Origin of the sequence: Lysinibacillus sp. CNPSo 3705 (assembly GCF_028674935.1) — a bacterium.
Lineage (GTDB): Bacteria > Bacillota > Bacilli > Bacillales_A > Planococcaceae > Lysinibacillus.
In genome coordinates, this window is the sequence record NZ_JAQZSD010000122.1 from 1 (window position 1) to 5,004 (window position 5,004).

Consider the following 5,004-nt stretch of genomic DNA (forward strand, 5'->3'; position numbering starts at 1 on the left):
CTAAAGAGGTTATCTTTTATTTTTTAATAACATCTGGTAAAAGTGTTTCCTGAATAATCCAAAAAAAATTCAGAGTTATTAAAATCTATTGTATGCTTTGCTGAACTACTAGGTTTTTCGAATTTAATAAAAAATACGTCACTATATTTCAAACTTAGCCTTCATTTTGCATTTTCCTAATCTCAACAATTTTCTTCCAGATCGCCCTATCAATTTTGGCAAAACTACTTATGCTTGGCGTTGTATTTACTTCAAATAATATAGGTTTTCCTTCAAGATTTAATCCGAAATCAATGCCATATTCTCTACAAGGAAAGTGGGATGCTATTACTTCAGCTGCTAAAATTGAATCTTTTTTTAGAGAATCTATTGTTTTATCTTTCTTTGTCTTTTCCATCATCATATAATCTGATAATAATTCATCAATCGGTATTATTTGAGAACCTCGATTTGAATTGACAATCCCATGGTCCTCAGTTGCGATCCTTCCGTAAATCCCACCAATTATCCATTCTCCCTTTAGATTTTGAACATGAACACGAATGGACGTAGAATGCCCATTAGGGGTAAGACTTATGATCCCCTCCTGTATGATATAATTTCCGCTTAATTTATCGTGTTTCACATATGGATGTAGAACTTGATGGAAATCTTCAATTGCTGCCACACACTTATTTATTTCTTCACCTTGCATGGTAAAACCGTTAAAACAATAGTGTCCATCTTTTCGTTTGTTGACTTTATAAATTGCTCTTCCTTGTCCAGTGCTATTATGTTTCACATAAACATACTCATATTTATTTAATAAATTGATTAAGTTTTCTAGACTGTAAAGTGTTGATTCTGGAATGAAGGTAGATGTTAAAGGATTTTGTGTTAAAAGTAAGAATTGTTGCCATTTTCCAAGTGTATTTTTCAATAAACGCACCTCTTTCAGTAAGATATTTATATTTCTTTTGTATTAATAGTGTAGTCCTCTCCACGGTAGAGGGGTTACTGTATTTTATGTAAATAGATTTATTTTGCATGGGTGGGGCTTGGTAGCATGATAAATCTCTCCCATTTTTGTGCTAGAGTCCATACACTAGAAAAGTAGCATTATGATTGTTTCCTATTTATCCATTTTTGATTTCACAATCATTAGTTTCTAATGTATCTGCCCTGCTTATCTTTACTTTTAGTCATATGATAATATGATATGTCGATTAAGGGGATGGGAGATATTGAAAAAAACGACGAAATTAAAAAAAATAATATATTCAGATAAACTTGAATTTTTAATGGAAGCCCATAATGGTCTTTCCGCAAAAATTGTAGAGGAAGTCGGTTTTAAAGGGATTTGGGCGAGCGGTCTATCGATTTCAGGATCATTAGGTGTAAGAGATAATAATGAAGCATCATGGACGCAGGTATTAGATATACTTGAATTTATGAGTGATACGACAACAATTCCCATTCTAGTAGATGGGGATACGGGATATGGAAATTTTAATAATGCGCGGAGGTTAGTTAGAAAACTAGAACAATTAGATATTGCCGGAGTCTGTATCGAGGATAAAATTTTTCCGAAAACGAACTCATTTATTAATGGAGAAAAACAGCATCTCGCATCGATTGAAGAATTTTGCGGGAAAATCAAAGCAATGAAAGATACTCAAGCGGATGAGGATTTTATGGTTGTAGCTAGAGTCGAGGCTTTTATTGCAGGCTTAGGATTAGATGAGGCCCTTAAACGTGCGGAAGCCTACAGGAAGGCGGGTGCCGATGCAATTCTTGTGCATAGTAAAAAGTCGGATTTTAGCGAGATTGAAGCATTTATGAAGGAATGGAGTGGAAGGCATCCAGTGGTTATTGTGCCTACAAAATATTATACAACTCCAACGAATGAATTCAGAAAAGTAGGCATAAGTACGGCAATCTGGGCTAACCATAACTTAAGAGCATCGATCACTGCTATACAGAACATCTCAAAACAAATCCTAAAAGATGAAAGTCTCATTCAAGCAGAGAAATCGATCGTAAGTGTGCAAGAGATTTTTAGACTCCAAGATGCCGAGGAGCTTCAAAAGGCAGAGGAGAAATATTTGCCATCAACTAATAACCAATCACAATCCGAAAAGGAGTGATGATATGTTAAATACAAAAGAATTTGGAAATGAGCTTAAAAGACTTGGGTTTGACTTTTACAGTGGAGTTCCTTGTTCATTTTTAAAGAATCTTATTAATTATTCCATAAATGAATGTGAATATATTGCTGCAGCCAACGAAGGTGATGCTGTAGCAATTGCCTCTGGAGCATACCTTGGGGGAAGGAAATCAGTTGTTTTAATGCAAAACTCTGGTCTAACTAATTGTATTTCTCCCTTGACGTCTTTAAACTACCCCTTTCAGATACCTGTACTTGGGTTTGTAAGTCTACGTGGAGAACCCGGGGTGAATGATGAACCCCAGCATGAATTAATGGGGCAAATTACGACACAACTATTAGATCTTATGCAAATAAAATGGCAATTCTTATCTCCTGATAATAGTGAGGCAAAGAAACAGCTTGAAGAAGCTAACAAGTGGATTGAAGTAAATCAACCATTCTTTTTTGTAGTGAGAAAAGAAACATTTAAAAGTGAGAAATTGAAGATAGAGCAACGACTTAATCATAAAAATATGATAAAAAGTGAAAAAACGGACGTAGATGAACTGCCAAGTCGTTTTGACACTTTAAAAGTGATAAATGGACTCAAAAATATGAAAACAGTATTAATGGCGACAACTGGTAAAACAGGAAGGGAACTATATGAGGTCGAGGATGCTGATAATAATCTATATATGGTTGGCTCCATGGGCTGTGTTGGTTCTTTAGGATTAGGATTAGCCCACACGCGAAAAGATATAGATGTAGTTGTTATTGATGGAGATGGTTCCCTCCTTATGCGAATGGGGAGCTTATCTACAAATGGCTACTATCAACCTGAAAATATGCTACACATTCTTCTAGATAATCAAGTTCACGATTCAACTGGAGGGCAAAATACCGTTTCTCACAATGTTAATATGGTCGAAATTGCTGCGTCTTGCGGGTATGAAAAGTCATACTATATCCATAATTTACGTGAGCTTGAAGAGTGTATACAAGAATGGAAAATGACAAAAGGGCTGACGTTTATTTATTTGAAAATCTCAAAGGGATCTAAACAAAATCTAGGACGCCCAAAAGTAACGCCAAGTGAAATCAAAACTCGTCTACAGAGATTTATTAAATAATTGTTCTGAACATATTAGCGGGTTGAACTTACCTATAAATAATCCTCTTTACAGGACGAAAACTTAGTTAGAGCGAGAATTCGAACTGCGTATAAAAGTGAAATATAATGAAAGGGAGGAGTACCGTGAAGAAAATTACTAGAAATATATTACTGAATCCCGGACCTGCTACTACAACAGATACGGTTAAATACGCACAAGTGGTACCTGATATTTGCCCTCGTGAAGATGACTTCAGCCAATTATTGCAATTTGTTACTTCAGAAATTACTAGTTTAGTTTCAGAAGAGAATCAATATACAACCGTTTTATTCGGTGGTTCAGGTACTGCTGCTGTGGAGTCAATCTTAAGTTCGGTTATGACTGATGGGGTTTTAGTAATTATAAATAATGGAGCCTATGGAAAAAGAATGTGTGAAATTGCAGAAGCTTATCAGTTGGATTGGATTGAGTTTTTAAGTCCACCCGATCAACCTATTAATTTAGATCAATTACAGTCATTCATTCAAAGCATTCCAAGAAAAGTTTCTTTTCTAGCTGTCGTGCATAATGAAACTACAACGGGATTATTAAACGATATAGAATCGATTGGCTCCATTTGTGAAGAAAATGAGATTAATATGATGGTAGATGCAATGAGTTCGTTTGCAGCTATCCCTATTGATATGAGTAACATGAAAATAAGTTATTTGGCGGCTAGTTCCAATAAAAACCTTCAAGGCATGGCAGGAGTCTCTTTTGTAATTGCAAAAAAAAGCGAACTAGAAAAAGGAAAAACAAAAAAACCGACAAATTATTACTTGAATCTTTATGCTCAATATGACCATTTCATCGAGACAGGACAGATGCGTTTTACGCCACCTGTGCAAACTATCTATGCGCTAAAACAGGCGATTGTAGAATTAAAAGCAGAAGGAGTGAAAGAAAGATATGAACGATATTCTAAATGTTGGGAAACCTTAATAGAAGGTCTTTCTAGGCTTGGTTTAAGTTATCTCGTCCCAGTGGAGCACCATTCGAAAATAATTACAGCAATAGTAGAGCCCGAAAGTGAAAATTATAATTTTAAAGAAATGCATGATTTTTTATATGCTAACGGAATAACGATATATCCTGGAAAACTTAATCAATTAAATTCTTTTAGGGTAGCCAACATTGGTGATCTTAGCAAAGATGATATCGAGCTCTTTTTAACTTTATTAGAAAAATATCTTCAAACCTGAATTATTCACGGAACAGTTTAAAATCTACAACTTATGTAGTGATAGTAATAAATGCTTTTCCTTATTCAACTCCCACGAAAGAACGAAATAATCTGTTATTCTCTGTAGTTAGCGTTGTTTTTTGCGCTACATAGCTCGCTAACGGGTGGGTTAAAAATTATAGTAAGGTTCTTATCTTTTTTCAAGTTGGTCTGATGTACGTCAGACACTATAAGACGATTGTGTTCCTGGGGTCTATGTCCTTCATACTTATTCAAGTTGTCATGTGGTCCATAAGGGTTTGAGGGAAGTTATATGAACTAAAGTTTTTATGGTTATAAGGAATAATAGTTTCAGAGTAACCAATGAGTTGCAGAGCTTAAGAAACAGCCACCATTTTTTGCGGGTACTGAAAAACTTACGGTTTTATAATAGCGAACCTTTTTCAGATAAAAATAAGGCACTTCTTGTTCAATTTTGAACAGGAAGTGCCTTATTTCTGTCTCTATTCCTTATTCATTTTCGTTTAGTAGCTTTAATATCC

The 5,004-nt window shown here is 34.9% G+C and carries 4 protein-coding genes; 3 read left to right on the forward strand and 1 reads right to left on the reverse strand.

What is annotated here, in order from left to right; genetic code table 11:
- Positions 1-154: 154 nt before the first annotated feature.
- A complete protein-coding gene (locus PVA17_RS24285) occupies positions 155-919 on the reverse strand; it encodes a YheC/YheD family protein (RefSeq protein ID WP_274069266.1) in 765 nt (254 codons plus the stop codon).
- A 304-nt stretch (positions 920-1,223) separates the two neighbouring features.
- On the opposite strand from PVA17_RS24285, the gene aepX reads away from it, so the two are divergent.
- The 3 genes from aepX to PVA17_RS24300 all read left to right on the forward strand — a co-directional run bounded on the left by aepX (position 1,224) and on the right by PVA17_RS24300 (position 4,481).
- Positions 1,224-2,126: a phosphoenolpyruvate mutase gene (gene aepX, locus PVA17_RS24290; RefSeq protein WP_274069267.1), complete on the forward strand. Its 903-nt coding sequence runs from the start codon at positions 1,224-1,226 to the stop codon at positions 2,124-2,126.
- A gap of 4 nt (positions 2,127-2,130) precedes the next feature.
- Positions 2,131-3,258 (forward strand): phosphonopyruvate decarboxylase, encoded by a 1,128-nt coding sequence (gene aepY / locus PVA17_RS24295; protein WP_132359537.1) that lies wholly within the window; start codon positions 2,131-2,133, stop codon positions 3,256-3,258.
- A gap of 125 nt (positions 3,259-3,383) precedes the next feature.
- Positions 3,384-4,481, forward strand: a complete 1,098-nt coding sequence (locus PVA17_RS24300) for a 2-aminoethylphosphonate aminotransferase (protein WP_274069268.1) — start codon at positions 3,384-3,386, stop codon at positions 4,479-4,481.
- The last annotated feature ends 523 nt before the right edge of the window (positions 4,482-5,004 follow it).

Excerpts from the sequence above, each read along its gene's own strand:
- aepY (WP_132359537.1), top strand. The coding sequence starts at position 2,131 with ATGTTAAATACAAAAGAATTTGGAAATGAGCTTAAAAGACTTGGGTTT.